This window comes from Sphingomonas changnyeongensis, assembly GCF_009913435.1.
In the GTDB taxonomy this organism is placed as follows: Bacteria; Pseudomonadota; Alphaproteobacteria; order Sphingomonadales; family Sphingomonadaceae; genus Sphingomonas_B; species Sphingomonas_B changnyeongensis.
In genome coordinates this window covers 2,554,972-2,573,211 of record NZ_CP047895.1, presented here as the reverse complement: position 1 = coordinate 2,573,211, position 18,240 = coordinate 2,554,972, and the positions used below count along the sequence as shown (strand labels likewise).

The window sequence follows — 18,240 nt, the reverse complement described above, 5'->3', positions numbered from 1 at the left end:
AAGGCCCTTTATGCTCTGTTGCCTTCTTATATGCCGATTGTCGCCCGGCACGGCTGAATGTCGGTTGAACGCATGAACGGGTCAAGCTGCCGCAGGACCGCCGGACCCGCCCGACGTCAGCGGAACAGGCCGAGCGCCCGATAGGCGGCATCAAGCGTCGGCGCGGCAAGTGCTGCGGCCCGCTCGGCCCCTGCCATCAGCACCCGGTCGATCGCGTCATGATCGTCCTTGAGCGCGACGAACCGGTCGCGGATCGGGCGCAGCGTCTCGACCAGCAGCTCGGCCAGCGCCGGCTTGAACGCGCCAAAGCCCTGGCCGGCGAACCGGGCGAGCACCTGATCGACGCTCTGGTCGGCAAGGGCGGCATAGATGCCGACCAGATTGCGCGCCTCGGGCCGCGCCTCCAGCCCCGCCGCCTCGCCGGGCAGCGGTTCGGGATCGGTCTTGGCCTTTTTGATCTTCTGGGCGATCAGATCATCATCGTCCGCCAGGTTGATCCGCGCCATGTCCGACGGGTCGGATTTGGACATTTTGGCGCTGCCGTCGCGCAGCGACATGATCCGCGCGGCGGCCGGCGGGATGATCGGATCGGGCAGGGGAAACAGCTCGACCCCGAAATCGGTGTTGAACTTGGTCGCGATGTCGCGCGCCAGCTCCAGATGCTGTTTCTGGTCCTCGCCCACCGGCACATGGGTCGCCTGATAGACGAGCACATCGGCCGCCTGCAGCACCGGATAGTCGAACAGCGCCACCGACGCGCCCTCGCGGTTCTTGCCGGCCTTGTCCTTCCACTGGGTCATGCGGTTGAGCCAGCCCATGCGCGCGGTGCCGTTGAGCAGCCAGCACAGCTCGGCATGGGCGGGCACCCGCGCCTGGTTGAACAGGATCGCGCGCGCCGGATCGACGCCGGCGGCGATCAGCGCGGCGGCCATTTCGCGCACGCCCTCGCGCCGCGTTTCGGCGGGGATGTGGTCGGACAGCGAATGCAGATCGGCAAGAAAGAACAGCGTCTCGCCGCCGGCAGCGGCATTTTCGTCCTGCATCCGCACCCAGTTGCGGATCGCGCCCAGATAATTGCCGAGATGGAGCTTGCCGGTGGGCTGGATGCCCGAGACGATCCGCATCATGCTTTCCTCTTGCGGCGCAGGATCAGCGCCAGTCCCTGTCTGTCCATGCCGCCGATCAGCAGCGCGGTGCCGAAATAGACGATGCCGCCGGTGCCGCACAGCGCCACCACCGCGATCAGCCGCCGCCCGGTCGAGCCGGCGAAAAAGTCGGCGAGCAGCAGCTTCATGCCGATGAGCGCTGCAACCATCAGCGCGCCGGCGGCAAGCTGGCGGGCGATGCGCCCCCATAGCCATGGCTCGATGCGGAAATGGCCGCGCGCGCGCAGCACGATGTAGAGCATCGCGCAGTTGAGCCACGAACACAGCGCAATCGCGGCAGCAAGGCCGTAAATGCCAAAGGGCGGGATCAGCGCGAAGTTGAGGACGATGTTCGCGATCAGCACGATGACCGCGGTCTTGACCGGGGTGGCCGTATCCTGCCGCGCGTAAAAGCCGGGGGTGATCACCTTGACCAGCACATAAGCGGGCAGGCCGGCGGCGATGATCGCCAGCGTCATGCCGGTGACGCGCGCATCCTCGGCGGTGAACTTGCCCCCCTGGAACAGGGCAGCGACCAAAGGCTCCGCAACAGCGGCCAGCGCCAGGAACGCCGGCACGCACAGCAGCATCGCCAGCTCAACCGCGCGCGACTGCACGCCCGCCGCCTCGTCGGGCCGGTCCTCGGCGATCATCCGGCTGATCTGCGGCAGGATCGCGGTGCCAAGCGCGGTGCCGATCACCGACAGCGGCAGCTGGTTGAGCCGGTCGGCATAGTTCAGATAGCTGATCGACCCTTCGGGCAGGCGGGTGGCAAAGAAGGTGTCGATCAGCTGGCTGACCTGATAGACGCCCGCGCCCAAGGTCGCTGGAATGACGACGACGAAGAACTGCCTGACCCCCGGCGTCAGCCGCGGACGCCTGAGGCGCAGCGAAATCCCCGCCCGGCGCGCGCTGTTCCACATCAGCGCCATCTGCAGCACGCCGCCCGCCACCACGCCCCAGGCAAGCGCATGGGCGGTCGCGATCCCGCCGTCGGGCACGATCAGCAGCGCCCCGACCATCGCCACGTTGAGCAGCGCCGGCGCGAACGCGGCGGCCGCAAAGCGGGTCAGCGAGTTGAGCACGCCCGAAAACAGCGAGACGAGGCTGATCAGCAGCAGATAGGGGAAGGTGATGCGGGTGAGGGTGACCGTCAGGTCGAACTTCGCGCCGACATAGCCCGAGGCGATGGCCGCGACGAACAGCGGCATCGCCAGCTCGAACACCAGGGTGAACAGCATCAGGCTGGGCAGGAAGACCGCCAGCACCTCTTCTGAAAAAGCGCGGGCATCCTCGATCCCGCCTTCGCCGTGCAGCCGCTTGGAAAACAGCGGCACGAACCCGGCCGAAAACGCCCCTTCGCCGAACAGGCGGCGAAAGGTGTTGGGCAGGCGGAACGCGACCAGGAACGCATCGGCGGCCCCCGATGCGCCCATGATCCGCGCCATCAGCATTTCACGCGCGAAACCGGCGATGCGGCTGACCATCGTCATGCCGCCGATCGTGCCGATCGCCCTGACCAGATTCATGGTCGCGGCCCCGCCGGGCGCTGCCGGATCAGGCCTCGCCGGCCGGCTGGCTCTGGGCGAGCTGGGCCTGGGCTTGCTGCACATACAGGCCGGCAAAGTCGATCGGCTCGAGCATCAGCGGCGGGAAGCCGCCGTCGCGCACCGCATCGGCCAGGATCCGGCGGGCGAACGGGAAGATCAGGCGCGGGGCTTCGGCATAGCAGAAGGGCTGGATCTGCTCTTCCGGCACGTTGCGGATGCCGAACAGCCCGGCATAGGCCAGTTCGACCTGGAACGCCGTGCGGTCGGCCGACACCGCCTTCACGTCGATCTTGATCACGACTTCATAGACGTCGTCGGCGACCTTGTTCGACCCGATGTTGAACTGGACGTCGATCTGCGGCTGGCCCTGCCACTGATAGACATTGGGGGCGTTCGGATTCTCGAACGAGAAATCCTTCACATATTGCGAGATGATGCCGACCTGGGGCTGGGTGTCCGCGCCGTTGGCGAAATCCTGTTCGGGCGTGGCGCTGGTTTCTTCGGTCATCGTCTCTGAGGCCTTTGTCTGTCGGCGTGCCTTGCGGCATCGGATCCGGTCGGTGAAATGGATTTGGCGCTGGCGCCAAACGTCGCGGGCGCGTAGCAGGCACTGCCCGCGAGTTCAAGCAAGCGGCCCTGCGGCTGTCCGGCGTGCGCCGATGCTGCCATTTGAAACGGCGGGCCGACATGCCTATGTTCGGGCATAGTGATTTGGGAGGTTTGGTGGTCGGGATCGTCCTTCTTGCCATGGTGGCGGCATTTCTGGCGCTCAGGCTCTACATGGTGCTGGGCAAACGCAGCGGCCATGAACAGGCGCTGCCGCCGAAACCGACCGATGAGCGCGTGGTCGCCCACCCGGCTGCGCGGGCGCTGCCCGATGCCCCGGCCGAACCGGCGCTGTCCACCGATTCCATGATCGCACCCGGTGCCGCCGCCGGCGTGCGCCAGATCGTGCAGACCGATTCCGCATTCGATGTCGCGCGCTTCCTCGACGGGGCCAAGGGTGCCTATCGGATGATCCTCGAGGCATTCTGGCGCGGCGATACCGACGAGCTGGGCTGGCTGACCGGGGACGAGGTGCGTGAGGCCTTTGAACAGGCGATTGCCGCCCGTGCCGAGGCGGGCGAGGTGCTCGACAACCGGCTGGTGTCGATCGAGCGCGCGGTGATCACCGCCGCGCGGCTGGAAGGGCGGCAGGCGTTCGTCACCGTGGCGTTCAGCGCCGATATTGCGGCGGTGACGCGCGACACCAAGGGCGAGGTGATCGCGGGATCGCTGACCGACGCGGTGTCGACCGAGGATGTGTGGACGTTCAGCCGCACGCTGCGCAGCAACGATCCCAACTGGCTGCTCGTCGAAACCGACGAGGCGGCATGATGCCCCGCACCGGGGCGGCGGCAATCGCCGCGCCGGTCGCCGCCCGTCTGGACGTCGCCGCGCGTCTTAACGTCGCTCCGCTGCTGGCGGCGGCTCTGGCGCTGTCCGCCTGCGTCGCCGGACCGCGCGCGCCGGTGCCGCCGCCCGCGCGCCCGGCCCTGCGGTGCCGCCCGCCGCCGCGCCGGCCCCGACCGTCATTCCGTCCCCATCACCGCCCAAGGCTCCCCCGGCAAGCGCCTGGGCGGCGGGGCTGAGCGCCGGGCCGCCGGTTGCAGAAATCGGGCTGGATGCGGCGGGCGCCGAGCGGGCGCTTGCCGCATTTCGCCTGTCCTGCCCGTCGCTGGTCAGGCGTCAGGCGATGGCGGGCATTCCGGGCCTCGACTGGAGCGGCGTGTGTGCCGAGGCCGCACGCGCCACCTCCGCAACCGGCTTTTTCGCTGACAATTTCGAAACCGTGATCGTCGGCGATGGCCGGGCGTTCGTCACCGGCTATTACGAGCCGGAAATCGCCGCCGCGCGCGCGCCCGGCCCGGATTATCGCACACCCATTTATCGCCGCCCGCCCGACCTGATCGAGGCCGATCTGGGCGCATTCGCCAAAAGCCTGGCCGGGCGCACGATCCGCGGCCGGGTCGAAAATGGCCGGCTGGTGCCCTATTTCGACCGCGCGGCGATCGAGGCCGGGGCGCTGGCGGGCAAGGGGCTGGAGATTGGCTGGGCGGCAGATCCGGTCGCCCTGTTCTTCCTGCAGGTGCAGGGTTCGGGGCGGCTGCGCCTGCCCGATGGCAGCATCGTCCGCATCGGCTATGCCGGGCAGAACGGCCATGATTATGTCGGCATCGGCGCGCTGCTGCGCCAGCGCGGGCTGCTGGGGCCGGGCCAGGCGACGATGCAGGGCATTTCGGCCTGGATCGCCGCCAATGGCGATGCCGGCATCGCGCTGATGCGCGAAAATCCGTCCTATGTGTTCTTTCGCGAGCTGACCGGGCCGGGGCCGCTCGGCGCGCTCGGCCTGCCGGTCACGCCCGAGGCGACGCTGGCCGCCGATCCCCGCTTCGTGCCTTTGGGTGCGCCCGTGCATCTGGCGGTCGACCGGGCGGAGGCGAACGGCCTGTGGATCGCGCAGGACACCGGCGGGGCGATCAAGGGCGCGAACCGGTTTGACAGCTTCTGGGGCGCGGGGCCGCGCGCGGCGGAGATTGCCGGCGGCATGTCGGCGCGGGGCCGGGCGCTGCTGCTGCTGCCCCGGGGCAGCCTGGCGCGCGCGCAGGCGCTGGATGCGGCGACGGGATCAGTGCCGGGCCGGGCGGACGATGCGGCCGCTCAGCGCTGAGGAACAGGCGCTCTGGACCCGGCTGGTCGCGACCGTCAGGCCGTTGACGCCGGGGGGCGGGCAGGCGGTCGCGCCGCCCGCCGTGCCTGCACCCGCACCGCCGGCCCCGATGCGCGCCGCGCCGCGCGGCGCTGCCGCCCGGCCTGCCGCCGCGCCGCCCCGGACGGTCAGCCCTGCGCCGCCCCCGCCGCCCAACACGCTCGACGGCAGCTGGGACCGCAAGCTGGCGCGCGGGCTGGTGGTGCCCGATCTGGCCGTCGATCTGCACGGCCACAGCCTTGACGGGGCTTACCGCGTGCTCGACGCCGGGCTGGCGGAGGCGATTGCGCGCGGGGCGCGGGTGCTGCTGCTGGTGACGGGGCGGCCGCGCGCGCCGGGATCGGGGCGCGGGGCGATCCGGGCTGCGGTCGGCGACTGGCTGGCGGCATCGCGCCATGCCGGTGCGATTGCCGCGGTGCGCACCGCCCATCCGCGCCACGGCGGTGCCGGTGCGCTCTATATCGTGCTGCGGCGGCCGCGCGGATCGAGAATATCTTAACCCGGCTTTGTCATGACCGGCCCGGGACCATGGGGAGGGCTGGCAGCGCGATGATGGGGCAGGAACAGTGGAGGGGATGACGCTCAAAAGCCGTGCCGTCGCCTTCGCCTTCTGTGTCGGTGCGGTCGCGTTCATCCTCGCCCTGTTCGCGGGCGCGGGGATGGGCGCGTCGGGCGCCGACCTTGCCCAGGCGATCATCATCGCGATCATCTGCGGCGCGATGAGCTGGGCCTCGGCCGAGCGTGCGGTGTCGGGCCATGCCGATGCCGTGGATGCGGCGATCGAGCGGCTGTCGCTGGCGGCCGAGGGCGATCTGGTGTCGCCGACGCCGCCGCGCGTCACCGCGGTGCTGCCCGATCTTGGCGGCGCGATGGACGGGCTGATGGCGCAGGTGCGCGCCAATCTGGACACTGTCCATCATCTGGCGATGTTCGATCCGGTCACGCGGCTGGCCAATCGCGTGCATTTCCGGCGCGAGGCGGGGCGGATGCTGCGCGAGGCGGGCGAGACGCCCTGCGCGCTGTTCTTCATCGATCTCGACAAGTTCAAGGCGGTCAACGACTCCTTCGGCCATGCGCAGGGCGACCTGCTGCTCGGCAAGGTCGCCAACCGGCTGCGCGCCGTGGTGGCGCCTGAGGAGGGGCAGCCGCCGCGCTTTGCCACGCCGCCGTTGATCGGGCGGCTGGCGGGGGACGAGTTCACCCTGTTCGCGCCGGGCGTCGGCGAACGCGACGAGGCGGAGAAGATCGGCCGCGCGCTGCTGTTCGCGCTGACCGAGCCGTTCGATCTGGCCGGCCAGCCGGTCGAGATCGGGGCCTCGATCGGCGTGGCGATCAGCCCGGCGCAGGGGCGCACCCTGTCCGAACTGATGCGCGCCGCCGATGCCGCCATGTATCACGCCAAGGAGCGCGGGCGCGGGCAGGTGCAGAGCTTCACCCCGATGCTTGCCGAACGGCTGGCCGACAACAGCCGGCTGGAGCGCGAACTGCGCGACGCGCTCGGCCGGGGCGAGTTCACCTTCGTGTTCCAGCCCCAGCTTGCCCTGGCGAGCGGCCGCATCGCCGCGGTCGAGGCGCTGATGCGCTGGCACCATCCGGTCGACGGGCTGCGCGCGCCGGGCAGCTTCATTCCCCGTGCCGAGGAAAGCGGCATCATCCACGAACTGGGCGACTGGGCGCTGGAGGAGTTTGCCCGCCGGCTCGCGCACTGGCAGCGGATCGGCCAGCAGCTGGGGCCGCAGCATGGCGGGATCGGGCGGCTGGCGGTCAATGTCAGCCCGCGCCAGATCGTGCGCCCGGATTTCTTCACCCGGCTGCGCGATGCGCTGGTGCGCCACGATGCGCCGCCCGCGCTGCTTGAGCTTGAGATCACCGAAAGCATGGCGATGCAGTGCGGCGACGAGACGCTGGCCGAGCTCGCACGGCTGCGCGCCGAGGGCGTGACCATCGCCATCGACGATTTCGGCACCGGCTATTCCAACTTCGCGCGGCTGAAGGACTTGCCGATCGACCGGGTGAAGATCGACCGCTCGCTGACCGCCGATATCGACCGCTGTGCGGCCGCCCGCACCATCGCCCAGGCGGTCACCGGGCTGGTCCATGGCCTGGGGCATGAGGTGGTGGCCGAAGGGGTGGAAACCGCCGAGCAGCTGGCGATCCTGCGCGTGATCGGCTGCGATCTCGTCCAGGGCTATGCGATTGCCCGGCCGATGCCCGAACAGGATTTTCTCGACTGGATGCGCGGCCATGCGCTCAGCCACCAGCCGGTTTCGGGGGCGCTGCCGGGCTGATTGCGGCGCCGGGCGCGCGCGCCGCCCGAGCCGCCGGTTCGCCCATAAAAAACAGTGTTCGCATCCGCGCCGCCGTGCCAATCAGGCGCGATGATCCGCGACCGTCATTCCGCCTCTCGTTCGTCTCGCCCGCATTCCTCAGCCCGGGCGTGCCGCCGATGACCGCCAGTCACGAAAGCGGTGCGCCGCGCGCCGCGCGGCTGACCGATCTGGTCGCGCCCTATTTCGAACGTGCGCCCATCGCCTCGTTTCTGCTCGGCGTCTCCTCGGGCTTTCCGTTTGCGATGATCGGCGCGACGCTGACGACGCGGCTTGCCCAGGCGGGGATCGACAAGAAGGAAGTCACCGCCTTCACGCTTGCCTTTCTGGTCTACAATCTGAAACCGCTCTGGGCGTGGATCGTCGACGGGGTGCGCCTGCCGCTGATCGGGCGGCTGGGCCAGCGCGTGTCCTGGCTGTTGCTGGCGGGCGCGCTGGTGATGGCCGCCGTGGTCAATCTCGGCCTTGCCGATCCCGGTGCCGGGCTGATGGCGATGGCGGTCGCCGCGATCCTTGTCGGGTTCGCCGGCGCAACGTTCGACATCGTCATCGACGCCTACCGGATCGAGCTGCTCGAGCCGCGCCAGCTCGGCACCGGGTCCGGCATGTCGCAATATGGCTGGCGGATCGGATCGGCCGGGGCAGGGGCGCTCGCGCTCTACATCGCCGCCCGCCATGGCTGGACGCCGGCCTATATCGCCTGCGCGGCCTTTGCGCTGCCGGCGATGCTGGCCGGGCTGGCCTTTGGCGAGCCGCAGCGCCACCGGCCCCGGCCGAACAGCGCGGCCTTACTCAGATCATCGCGGCGATTATCGGACCGCTGACGGAATTCTTCCGTCGTTCCGGTGCTTTACTCGTGCTGCTGTTCATTCTGGTGCACAAGATCGGCGACACCGTCGCCAACCTGACCTTCCGGCTGCTGTTCAACGATCTCGGCTTCACCAATGACGAGATCGCGACCTATGATGTCGGCATCGGCTTCATCGCCTATCTGGTCGGCATTTTTCTGGGCGGGGTGCTGTTCGCGCGGCTGGGGCTGAAACGGTCGGTGATGATCAGCCTGGTGCTGATGGCGGTGTCGAACTTCGGCTTTGCGCTGCTGGCGCTCGCCGGTCATTCCAACTGGGGGATGGCCGCCGCGATCGGGTTTGAAAATCTGGCGAGCGGCATTGGCGGCGTGACCGTCGTCGCCTATTTCGCCGCGCTCACCGATCTGCGCTTCACCGCCAGCCAATATGCGCTGATTTCCGCCGCCGCCAGCATCGTCGGCAGGCTGGTGACCGGCACCACGGCGGGGGCGATGATCAAGGCGCTCGGCTATGTCGATTTCTATCTGCTGACGACGCTGCTCGCGCTGCCCGGCATCCTGCTGTTCTGGGCGATGATGCGCGCCGGGCTGATCGACGCGGCGATGGGCAGCGCCGGGCAGGCCGCCCGTCCGGAGGGCTGAGCCGGGGGAGGGCGCGTCTGCCCCGCGCCTCAGCGCGGCGGTTCGCCGTTCAGGTCGAGCGCGACCCCGGCCAGATAGAGCGATCCGGTGATCAGCACCGGTCCGGCAAGACCGGCGGTCGCGGCGGGAAGATCGGGCGCGGTCGCGCCGTCCAGCCCCATCGCCCGCGCCATCGCCGCCAGATCGGCCGGGGCATGATGGTCATGCCCCTCGACCGGCACCGCGATCACCCGCCGCGCGACCGGCCGGATCAGGCCGAGGAAGGTTTCGGCATCCTTGTTGGCGAGCATGCCGATCACCACGTCGAGCGGCGGATGCCCGGCAAAATGCGCGGCGATGGCGGAGGCGGCGGACGGATTGTGCCCGCCATCGAGCCAGGTTTCGACCCGGGCGACCGGACCATGGCCAAGCCGCTGCAGCCGCGCCGGCCAGCGCACCGCCTCCAGCCCGCGCGCCAGCGCATCGTCCGGCACGGCAACCGCGCGCTGATGGCGCAGCATGGCGACCGCAAGCCCGGCATTTTCGGCCTGATGCGGCCCGGCAAGCGCCGACAGCGGGAGATCGAGCGTGCCCGCCGCGTCGCGATAGGCGAGGCGGTCGCCGCTGATCGTCACATCCCAGTCGCGGCCCCGGCGGATGCGCCGCGCGCCGCGCGCCGCGACCATCGCGTCGATGCTCGCCTCCGCTTCGTCCGGATAGGCGAGGGTGACGATGCCGGTGCCGGCGCGGGCGATGCCGGCCTTTTCCCCGGCAATCGCGCCGAGCGTCGTGCCCAGAAACGCCTGATGGTCGAGGCCCAATGCGGCGATGCCGCAGATCGCCGCCCCTGGAATCGCATTGGTGGCATCGAGCCGCCCGCCCATGCCGACTTCGATGATCGCGAGGTCAGCGGGGGTGCGCGCAAAGGCGAGGAACGCCGCCGCGGTCGTCACCTCGAAGAAGCTGGGGCCGATATCGCCGGCGGCATCGAGCGCCTCGGCGAGCAGCGCCGCGAGCAGCGGATCGTCGATCAGCGTGCCGGCCAGGCGGATGCGTTCGTTGAAGCGCACCAGATGCGGGCTGGTATAGACATGGGCGACAAGACCCGCCGCCTCGGCCGCCGCGCGCAGCACCGCGCAGGTCGATCCCTTGCCATTGGTGCCCGCGACATGGAACACCGGCGGCAGCCGGCGTTCGGGATGGCCGAGCCGGGCGAGCAGGGCGGAGATGCGCTCCAGCCCCAATATGTCGCGGCCCGGCGACAACGCCGCCAGCCGGTCGAGCTGGCGCTGGACCGCCGGATCGGCGGAGCGGGCAAAATCCATCGCCGGGACCGGTCAGGCCGCGACGGGCGGCGCCAGATAGGCGAGCAGCCGGCCGATCGTGTCGCGCAGCTGGGCACGCGGCACCACCATGTCGAGCATGCCATGGTCGAGCAGATATTCGGCGCGCTGAAAGCCCTCGGGCAGTTTTTCGCGGATCGTCTGTTCGATCACCCGCTGTCCGGCAAAGCCGATCAGCGCCCCCGGCTCGGCGATCTGGACATCGCCCAGCATTGCATAGGATGCGGTGACGCCGCCCGTCGTCGGGTCGGTGAGCACGACGATATAGGGCAGGCCCGCTTCCTTCAGCTCGGCGATCGCGGCGGTGGTGCGCGGCATCTGCATCAGCGACAAAATGCCTTCCTGCATGCGCGCGCCGCCGGCGGCGGTGAAGATGATATAGGGCCGCCGCTCGGTCACCGCCGCGCGGATGCCGGCGATGATCGCCTCGCCCACGCCCAGGCCCATCGATCCGCCCATGAACGCGAAATCCTGCACGCCGACGATTGCCGGGCGGCCGCCGATGGTGCCGCGGGCGTTGAGCAGCGCATCGGCCTCGCCGGTTGCGGCGCGCGCGCCCTTGATCCGGTCCGCATAGCGTTTGGAATCGCGGAAGCGCAGCGGGTCTTCGGCCACGCGCGGCTGGGGCAGCAGGGTGAAGCTGCCATCGTCGAAAATCTGCCGGAACCGCGCCCGCCCGCCGATGCGGCCATGATGGTCGCATTTCGGGCAGACCGACAGATTTTCCTCATATTCGGCGGTGAAGATCATCTGCCCGCAGCTCGGGCATTTGTGCCAGAGATTGTCGGGCGTATCGCGCTTGGCGACGAAAGGCAGCGCGTTGCGGACGCGGCTCAGCCAGCTCATGCATTTTCCTCCTGACGCGCGCCGGCCAGCGCATGCGCCAGGGCCGACACGAAAGACCGGATCGCGGCCGGGGCGGCGGCGCCATGCGCCTCGACCAGCTCGACGATCGCGGACCCGATGACGACGCCGTCCGCCGTGCGGCCGATGGCGGCTGCCTGTTCGGGCGTGCGGACGCCAAAGCCGACGGCGATCGGCAGATCGGTCGCCGCCTTCAGCCGCGCGACCGCCGATGCGACGGCATCGGGGGCTGCCTGTTGCAGCCCGGTGATGCCGGCGACCGAGACATAATAGACAAAGCCCGACGCGCCGCCGAGCACGGCGGGCAGGCGCGCGGCATCGGTGGTCGGCGTTGCCAGCCTGACCGGATGGATGCCGCGCGTGCGCAGCGCCGGGCCGATCGCGTCATCTTCTTCCGGCGGGGTATCGACGCAGATCACGCCATCGACCCCGGCCGAGGCGGCGGCATCGGCAAACCAGTCCGCCCCGCGCGCCAGCATCGGATTGGCATAGCCCATCAGCACCAGCGGCACCTGCGGATGGCGGGCGCGGAACCCTTTTGCGATCGCCAGCAGATCGGCGGTGCGCGTGCCGGCCCCCAGCGAGCGCAGATTGGCCTTCTGGATCGCCGGGCCGTCGGCCATCGGATCGGTGAACGGCATGCCCAGTTCGATCACGTCCGCGCCGCCTTCGACCAGCGCGTCGAGGATCGCCGGGGTCGTCGCCGGATCGGGATCGCCGCCGGTCACGAAGGTGACGAGCGCCGCGCGCCCTTCCGCGCGCGCACGGGCAAAGGCAGTGGCCAGCCGGTCGGTCACAGCCGCGCCCCCAGCGCTTCGGCGACGGTGAAAATATCCTTGTCGCCGCGCCCGCACATATTGGCGATGATGATCTGGTCCCGCCGCATCGTCGGCGCGACCCGCGCGACGGCGGCGATCGCATGGCTCGGCTCGAGCGCGGGGATGATGCCTTCGGTGCGGCAGACGAGCTGGAACGCGTCCAGGGCCTCGTCGTCGGTCGCGCTGTCATAGGTCACGCGGCCGATCTCGTGCAGCCAGCTATGCTCCGGCCCGATGCCCGGATAGTCGAGCCCGGCCGAAATCGAATGCGCCTCGGCGATCTGGCCGTCCTCGTCCTGCAGCAGGAAGGTCTTGTTGCCGTGCAGCACCCCCGGCCGCCCGCCAGCCAGGCTTGCGGCATGGGCGTCGGTCCCAAGGCCCTTGCCGGCGGCTTCCACGCCCAGCATCTTCACATCGGGATCGTCGAGAAACGGGTGGAACAGGCCGATGGCGTTCGATCCGCCGCCGATCGCGGCAACCAGCAGGTCGGGCAGCCGCCCCTCGCGCTCCAGCATCTGGGCGCGCGCCTCGCGGCCGATCACCGACTGGAAATCGCGCACCAGCTCCGGATAGGGATGCGGGCCCGCGGCGGTGCCGATGATGTAGAACGTGTCCTCGACATTGGCGACCCAGTCGCGCAGCGCCTCGTTCATCGCATCTTTCAGCGTCCGCGCGCCGCTTTCGACCGGGCGGACTTCGGCCCCCAGCAGCTTCATGCGGAACACGTTGGGCGACTGCCGCTCGACATCGCGGGCGCCCATATAGATGGTGCAGGGCAGGCCGAAGCGCGCGGCGACCGTCGCGGTCGCCACGCCGTGCTGGCCGGCCCCGGTTTCGGCGATGATCCGCGTCTTGCCCATCCGCCGGGCGAGCAGGATCTGGCCGATGCAGTTGTTGATCTTGTGCGCGCCGGTGTGATTGAGCTCGTCGCGCTTGAAGAAGATCCGCGCGCCCATGCCCTCCGGCGCATCGGCGCGCAGCGCCTCGGTCAGCCGTTCGGCATAATAAAGCGGGCTCGGGCGGCCGACATAGTTGGCCAGCAGATCGTCAAACTCCGCGGCAAAGGCGGGATCGTCCTTGGCCGCGCGATAGGCGCGTTCAAGGTCGAGGATCAGCGGCATCAGCGTCTCGGCGACATAGCGTCCGCCGAACTGGCCGAAATGGCCGCGCGCATCGGGCTGGCTTTGGAGCGAGTTTGTCCGTGTCATAGCTGGGCGACCGCTTGGAGGAAGCGGGCGATCTTGTCCACATCCTTGATCCCCGGCGCGCTTTCCACGCCCGAGGAAATATCGACCATGCGCGCGCCGGTGCGCCCGGCGGCGTCGGCGACATTGTCGGCATCAAGCCCCCGGACAGCGCCCAGGGGCAGGGATGGGCAAAGCCGTCGAGCAGCGCCCAGTCGAACCGCATCCCCATGCCGCCGGGCAGCGTGCCTTCGGGCGTCTTGGCATCATAGACCAGCCGTTCGGCGAGCCCCTGCCAGTCGCGCGCCCCGGCCAGATCGGCGCGGGTGCGGATCGCGATCGCTGCCCAGACCGGGCGACCGAACCGGGCGACGAGCGCGGCGGCGCGGGCGGGCGTCGTCTTGTGCAGTTGCACGATGTCGAGCTGCGCGGCGTCGATGGCGGCGGCGACCAGCGCATCGTCGGGATCGACGAACACGCCGACACGGCCTGCGCGCCCGGCGCTGCGGGCCGACAGTGCTGCGGCCGCGCCGAACGCCAGATGACGCGGGCTTGGCGGGTAAAAGACGAAGCCGACATGGCTCGCCCCGCCGCCGATTGCGGCATCAAGGGTTTCGGGCGTCGACAGCCCGCAGATCTTGGCGGTGACGCGCATGGCGGCCCTAGAGCGTGGCGGCGATGGCGCGGGCGGCGAGATCGGGGTCTTCCGCCCCGGTGATCGGCCGGCCGACGACCAGGATCGACGCGCCATTGTCGAGCGCCTGACGCGGCGTGACGACGCGTTTCTGGTCGCCTTTCGCCTCGGTCCCGGCCGGGCGCACGCCCGGCACGACGAAAAAGCCGCCGGGCCACAGCGCGCGCGCCGCGCGCACCTCGGCCCCGAACAGACGACCCCGTCCAGCCCCGCCTCACGCGCCAGCGCGGTCAGCCGTTCGACCTGGCCATGCGGATCGCCGGCGATGCCGGTATCGGCCAGATCGGTGGCGTCGAGGCTGGTGAGCACGCTCACCGCCACCACCTTGGTGCCGGTGGGAGCGGCGGCCTTGGCATCTTCCATCATCGCCCGCCCGCCGGCGGCATGAACGGTCAGCACATGCGGCGCGAGCGGGCTGAGCGACTGCACCGCCTTGGCGACGGTGTTGGGAATGTCGTGCAGCTTCAGATCAAGGAACACCGGTAGGCCGAGATCGCCCATGTCGCGCACCCCGGCGGGGCCGTTGGCGCAGAAAAACTCCAGCCCCAGCTTGATCCCGCCGACATGGTGGCGCACCGCCTGGGCAAGCGCATGGGCATGGGTGAGATCGGGCGTGTCGAGCGCCACATAGACGGGGCTGGTCATGCGCCCCCGGCGGCACGGGCGCGATCGCGACCGGGGCGACCCCGACGGACGCGCCCACCGACGCGCCGGCCGATACCGGGCTGGCATCCCCAACCGGCGCGGGCGCCGGGGCCGCCTGTGCGGCGGCGACCGCCGCCTGACCGGCATGGATCATCGTCTGACGGCGCAGCCGCCAGCGCGTCGCCTGCCACAGGATGAGCGGCGGCAGCAGCCCGAGCAGGAAGGAAAAGCCGAGCAGCACGGGCAGCTTGATGTCCATCACCAGCCCGTCCCACAGCCGCACGGGCACGATGGTCCAGTTGGCAAAGCTGAACAGCGCGACCGTGACGGCCAGCACGATCCAGAACAGGGTCTTGAGGAACGACATGCCCCCGACCCTAGAGCGCGCGCCGCCAAAGCGCCACCCCCGGCGTGGAGGTCAGCCGGGGTCAGGGTCGGTCGGGGTAAGGGTCAGCCGATCTCGGCGCGCAATGCGGCGATCAGATCGGGCACCGCCGTCAGGCGCGGCGCTTCCTCGTCCAGAATCGCGTGGAAGATCTGCCGCTTGAGCGTCGCCGCCATCCCCGGCGGCAGCGCGCGCTGCGCCGGCAGGGTCGACAGCAGGATGTCGATCAGCCGGTCCGCGCCGTGCAGCCGCCCCACAGATAGTCATTCTCGCGGTAGCTCCGGCTGAAGAACGCGCCGAAGCTGTTGAACCGCACGCCTTTCAGCGTCGCCTGCGCGCCGCCGGCGCGGATCGCCACCGCATCGTCGGGCGAAATGCGGTCGACCTTGATCGGGTCGAACTCGCCCCCCCAGTCGCCGTCATTGAGCGCCAGCGTCGCGATGTCGTAAAAGGCAAAGCCCAGATAGGCGAACAGCAGATGCCGCCGCTCGGCGCGCGGAAAGGCGGCGAGCGCGTCCGACATCGCCGCATCGGCGTCGTCATCGACCCGTTTCAGGTCGCGCGCCGCCTCGATCGCGGTCAGGAACGCGTCCGGCTCCGCCATCACCGCCGCCGCGCGCGCGGCATGGCTCGGCCCGTAAAAGCCGGTCATTTCGCGGTCGAGATAGGGGGCGAGCGTCGCATAGAGCGCGGCCTCCATCGCCTCGGCCTCGCGCGGGGCGCAGCGATCCTCGTCCTGCATCACCGCCAGCCGGCGCAGCACGAAGCGCAGCCGGCGGATGCGGAACCCCAGATCATGGGCGCGGAACAGCGCGATCGCCGCCGGCGTCGCCCCGCCGCCGCGCGCGCCGATCCGGTCCAGCCCCCGGCCATGGGCGGCGCGCCACAGCGCGTCATGCGCCTGTTCGGCGGTGACCGCATCGGGCGCGAGCGTGTGGGCGAGCCGGGCCAGTTCGTCGATGATCGCCGCCAGCTTGGCATGGCCGTAGGCGGCATAGGCATGGCCGGCCTGGCGCGCCGCGGCTTCCTGCGCGCGGGCGCGCCAGGCGGCGATGCGCGCCGGTGTCGGGCTGTCGAGGAAGAAGGTGCGCCCGAACAGCGTCTCGATCGCCTCCTCCACCTCGGATTCGAGCGATTCGATCACCCGGCGCGTCCGCTGGATGCGCTGCGACCGGCGGTCGAGCGCCTGCAGATTGTCGCGGATCGGCTGTTCGCGCGGGATTTCCGCCAGCGCGCCGAGGATGGTCGAGAAAAAGCCCGGCTGTTCGGCCGCCGTCGTCCCCAGCCGGACGCTGCGGATGCCGGGCTTGGGGTCAATATAGACGAAGCGCCGGTCGATCTCACGCCGCGCGGGCCGGTTCTTGAGCGCCTGGATCGCCGGCTGGAACGGGGCGTTGGACAGCACCGATCCGTCGATCATCACCGCCGTCTCGGCCATGCCGGCCTGGTGATGGCGCGGCAGCATCCGGTGCAGAAACGCGTCGCGCGCCGGCCATTGCCGCCCGCGCGCGGCGAGCACCCGGTCCATCTCGCCGACGGTGAACGGGGGAAAGGCACCCGGAAAACTGGCCGTGGCGCGCGCGGCAAAGGCCAGTTCGGCGCTTGCGCCCAGCCCTGTGTCGGCGCGGTCGGAAAAGGCGAAGGTCAGCCGGTGTTCGGTCTCCACCACCTCGGCCGGGCTGTTGACCCGCAGCCGCTGGGGATGGCCGCGAAAATCGGTGACGGTGACGAACAGGTCGAGCGGCTGGCCGTCGGGCATCAGCGGCGGGCCGGCGGGCGCCGCCTCCATCGCGTCGAACGCGTCGAGCAGCAGGCCGGTGAACACCTCGCCGCCAAAGGGCGGTTCGAACCAGCGCGCGCGCACGAACGAGCCGAGCTTGCGCCTGACCTCGGCCCGGGTCGCGGGATCGACGCTTGCCATGGCCGCGCCGCTGCGGTCGGCCATCATCGCCAGCGGCAGCGCCCAGAGCTTGGAGAAGCGCCCGGCCCGCGCATCGGGATCGATCAGCCGTTCGACATCGGCGGCTTCCAGCCACAGATCGGTCAAGGGATCAAGCGACTGGCCGGAACACAGCGCCCGCGCCAGGAACACGCCGTTAATGCCCCCCGCGCTCGCCCCGGCGATGATGTCGGCAAAGACGGTCAGCCTGATCCCGGCATGGGTTTCGATCCGGTCGAGCAGCTGGCGGTAGATTTCGGGCGCGCCGGTTAAATAGCGGCTGTCGCAATAGGCGCGGCTGGCGCGGGCGAGGTGCCAGATTTCCTTGGTGATGCCGTGCATGTAGACGGCAAGGCTGACGCCACCATAGCAGACCAGCGCGAGGCGAAGCTCCTTTTCGCGCATCCTCAGCCCTCCTTTGCGCCGCCGGGGGTGGCGGGCGTCAGTTCGGCCCAGATCGGCAGATGATCCGACGCGCGGCGCGCATGCGGGGTGCTGTGGACGCCGCAATCGACCAGATCGAGCTCCGGCCCGTACATGATCCGGTCGAGTGCTGCGACCGGGCGGCTGGCGTGGAAGCTGCGCCCGCACGGCGCAAAGGCGAAGGACTGGCCGAAATCGCGCAGGCAGCCCCGGTCGCGCGTCCATTCGTTGAGATCGCCCATCGCCACCGTCGGCATTGGCGGCGCATCGGCCAGCCGGGCGAGGATCGCATGCGCCTGCCGCCGCCGCCACAGGCCCGACAGGTCGAGATGCATGCCGACGACGCGCAGTTCGACCGCCCCGATCCGCAGTTCGGCGATCACCGCGCCGCGCGGTTCGAGCGAGGGGATGTGGAGCACATCGCTGTCGATCACCTCGACCGCGTCGCTGACGAGCAGCGCATTGCCGTGCCAGCCCATGCCGCCATTGCGCAGCGGAAAGCCGACCGCGCGGTAGCGGCTGTGATCGGCAAGCAGCGGTGCGGGCAGCGCGCTTTCGCGGCGGCCGAAGCGGCGATCCGCCTCCTGCAGCGCCACGATGTCCGCCCCGATTTCATTGAGCACGTCGATCACCCGTTCCGGCCGGCGCCGGCGGTCGGTGCCGATGGCCTTGCGCATATTATAGCTGGCGACGCGGATGGTTACGGGCGGGGTCGGGGCGGGCAGAACCATTGCGCGCCGACCCT

12 protein-coding genes and 4 pseudogenes are annotated in these 18,240 nt (G+C 70.1%); 5 read left to right on the top strand and 11 right to left on the bottom strand.

Features of this window, described 5'->3' with window-relative positions; translation table 11 throughout:
• Positions 1 to 116: 116 nt before the first annotated feature.
• The 3 genes from trpS to secB are packed head-to-tail and all read right to left on the bottom strand — an operon-like array spanning position 117 to position 3,203.
• Positions 117 to 1,124, bottom strand: coding sequence for a tryptophan--tRNA ligase (gene trpS / locus GVO57_RS12635; protein WP_160594007.1), 1,008 nt, complete (start codon positions 1,122 to 1,124; stop codon positions 117 to 119).
• Entirely contained in the window at positions 1,124 to 2,674 is a 1,551-nt protein-coding gene (murJ, locus tag GVO57_RS12630) for a murein biosynthesis integral membrane protein MurJ (protein WP_160593506.1), read from the bottom strand. Before murJ ends, trpS begins: the two co-directional genes overlap by 1 nt.
• 28 nt (positions 2,675 to 2,702) lie before the next feature.
• Positions 2,703 to 3,203, bottom strand: a complete 501-nt coding sequence (secB, locus tag GVO57_RS12625) for a protein-export chaperone SecB (protein ID WP_160593504.1) — start codon at positions 3,201 to 3,203, stop codon at positions 2,703 to 2,705.
• Between the two features lie 215 nt (positions 3,204 to 3,418).
• Here secB and GVO57_RS12620 point away from each other — a divergent pair, with 215 nt between their 5' ends.
• From GVO57_RS12620 to GVO57_RS12600, 5 genes and pseudogenes are all read left to right on the top strand, one after another.
• Positions 3,419 to 4,072, top strand: coding sequence for a Tim44/TimA family putative adaptor protein (locus tag GVO57_RS12620; protein WP_160593502.1), 654 nt, complete (start codon positions 3,419 to 3,421; stop codon positions 4,070 to 4,072).
• A 163-nt stretch (positions 4,073 to 4,235) separates the two neighbouring features.
• Complete coding sequence (mltA, locus tag GVO57_RS12615; RefSeq protein WP_160593500.1) at positions 4,236 to 5,405, top strand: murein transglycosylase A; 1,170 nt, start codon at positions 4,236 to 4,238, stop codon at positions 5,403 to 5,405.
• Positions 5,386 to 5,943, top strand: coding sequence for a Smr/MutS family protein (locus GVO57_RS12610; RefSeq protein WP_160593498.1), 558 nt, complete (start codon positions 5,386 to 5,388; stop codon positions 5,941 to 5,943). The genes mltA and GVO57_RS12610 overlap by 20 nt, the downstream gene beginning before the upstream one ends.
• A 67-nt stretch (positions 5,944 to 6,010) precedes the next feature.
• The gene (locus tag GVO57_RS12605) at positions 6,011 to 7,732 is read left to right on the top strand and encodes a putative bifunctional diguanylate cyclase/phosphodiesterase (protein ID WP_160593496.1); all 1,722 of its coding nucleotides are present in this window, start codon (positions 6,011 to 6,013) and stop codon (positions 7,730 to 7,732) included.
• A 158-nt stretch (positions 7,733 to 7,890) separates the two neighbouring features.
• A pseudogene (locus GVO57_RS12600) lies at positions 7,891 to 9,221 on the top strand (AmpG family muropeptide MFS transporter).
• A gap of 29 nt (positions 9,222 to 9,250) precedes the next feature.
• Here GVO57_RS12600 and GVO57_RS12595 read toward each other — a convergent pair.
• From GVO57_RS12595 to GVO57_RS12560, 8 genes and pseudogenes are all read right to left on the bottom strand, one after another.
• Positions 9,251 to 10,525, bottom strand: a complete 1,275-nt coding sequence (locus tag GVO57_RS12595) for a bifunctional folylpolyglutamate synthase/dihydrofolate synthase (protein WP_160593494.1) — start codon at positions 10,523 to 10,525, stop codon at positions 9,251 to 9,253.
• Positions 10,526 to 10,537: 12 nt separating this feature from the next.
• Complete coding sequence (gene accD / locus GVO57_RS12590) at positions 10,538 to 11,389, bottom strand: acetyl-CoA carboxylase, carboxyltransferase subunit beta (protein ID WP_160593492.1); 852 nt, start codon at positions 11,387 to 11,389, stop codon at positions 10,538 to 10,540.
• Positions 11,386 to 12,204: a tryptophan synthase subunit alpha gene (gene trpA / locus GVO57_RS12585; protein ID WP_160593491.1), complete on the bottom strand. Its 819-nt coding sequence runs from the start codon at positions 12,202 to 12,204 to the stop codon at positions 11,386 to 11,388. Before trpA ends, accD begins: the two co-directional genes overlap by 4 nt.
• Complete coding sequence (gene trpB / locus GVO57_RS12580; RefSeq protein WP_160593489.1) at positions 12,201 to 13,433, bottom strand: tryptophan synthase subunit beta; 1,233 nt, start codon at positions 13,431 to 13,433, stop codon at positions 12,201 to 12,203. Before trpB ends, trpA begins: the two co-directional genes overlap by 4 nt.
• Positions 13,430 to 14,064, bottom strand: a pseudogene (locus GVO57_RS12575) (phosphoribosylanthranilate isomerase). Before GVO57_RS12575 ends, trpB begins: the two are co-directional and overlap by 4 nt.
• 7 nt (positions 14,065 to 14,071) lie before the next feature.
• Positions 14,072 to 14,748: pseudogene (gene pyrF, locus GVO57_RS12570) on the bottom strand (orotidine-5'-phosphate decarboxylase).
• A gap of 450 nt (positions 14,749 to 15,198) precedes the next feature.
• Positions 15,199 to 17,477, bottom strand: a pseudogene (locus GVO57_RS12565) (patatin-like protein).
• 2 nt (positions 17,478 to 17,479) lie between these two features.
• Positions 17,480 to 18,226 (bottom strand): endonuclease/exonuclease/phosphatase family protein, encoded by a 747-nt coding sequence (locus tag GVO57_RS12560; RefSeq protein WP_160593487.1) that lies wholly within the window; start codon positions 18,224 to 18,226, stop codon positions 17,480 to 17,482.
• Positions 18,227 to 18,240 lie beyond the last annotated feature (14 nt).